The sequence below is a fragment of the Photobacterium phosphoreum genome (assembly GCF_002954725.1).
GTDB classification, from domain to species: domain Bacteria; phylum Pseudomonadota; class Gammaproteobacteria; order Enterobacterales; family Vibrionaceae; genus Photobacterium; species Photobacterium phosphoreum.
Genome location: NZ_MSCQ01000001.1, coordinates 529,826 through 530,644 on the forward strand (window position 1 = coordinate 529,826; position 819 = coordinate 530,644).

General features: G+C 41.0%; 1 protein-coding gene and 2 pseudogenes. 2 read left to right on the forward strand and 1 reads right to left on the reverse strand.

The features are described from left to right. Together BTO21_RS20200 and tnpB are read left to right on the forward strand one after the other, a co-directional pair. Positions 1-192, forward strand: a pseudogene (locus BTO21_RS20200) (IS66 family insertion sequence element accessory protein TnpA); the annotation flags it as partial. Next, positions 189-497, forward strand: coding sequence for an IS66 family insertion sequence element accessory protein TnpB (tnpB, locus tag BTO21_RS02300; protein ID WP_105026676.1), 309 nt, complete (start codon positions 189-191; stop codon positions 495-497). The pseudogene BTO21_RS20200 and the gene tnpB, both read left to right, overlap by 4 nt. A 7-nt stretch (positions 498-504) precedes the next feature. Here tnpB and BTO21_RS02305 read toward each other — a convergent pair. Next, a pseudogene (locus BTO21_RS02305) lies at positions 505-819 on the reverse strand (IS66 family transposase); the annotation flags it as partial.

The following is an 819-nucleotide window of genomic DNA, read 5'->3' on the forward strand; positions in this document are numbered from 1 at the left end:
AATTTTCACTATTGGATGAAGAAAATCGAACAAACTAATAATGAACAAATTGTCCATCAAGTCATTATTAATGAGTCATCGATTTTAAACGGCGAGATCGTGATTATTCATCTACTTAATGGGATCCGAGCTGAACTGCCTGCATCACTGACATTGATCCAGATTCAAACATGGCTTAAGGCGCTACAATGATCCCAAGAGGCGCTATTTATCTCGTTTCTGGTATTACAGACATGAGAAAATCGATTGATGGTCTCTCGCTTATTGTGGCTGATGTACTAGAAATGGATCCATTAAGCAGTGTATGGTTCATATTTTGTAATCGCGGCAAAGATAAAATCAAGATCCTCTTCTGGGATACGAATGGATTTTGGCTTTATTATCGACGTTTAGAAAAAGGTTGCTTTAAATGGACAAAGCCAACGGCTTCTGGTCATATTCATATCTCAACGCAACAGCTGAACTTATTATTATGTAAGCGCGCAATTAAGCAGTGAGGCCTTATTAGGCCTCATCGATTGGGAAGTTCCAGGGCATAAGATCCGTGAGTTCATCTTGTGGAGTACGGGTTGGTAGCACTTTGAATAAGTGCGCGAAGTAGTAATACGGATTGATATTATTGGCACGACACGTCATCACTAAACTATACAGATTAGCGCTCGCGGTTGCGCCTTCGACCGACGGCGAGAACATCCAGTTTTTCCGTCCCGTTGTAAACGGGCGGATGTCCCGTTCAGTGACATTATTATCGATACTTATATCGCCATCTTCTAGATAGGTGAGCAACTTTGGTCATTGATTAATGGTGTAATTAACCGT

Coding starts and splice junctions, on each gene's coding strand:
- tnpB (WP_105026676.1), top strand. CDS start 189: ATGATCCCAAGAGGCGCTATTTATCTCGTTTCTGGTATTACAGACATG.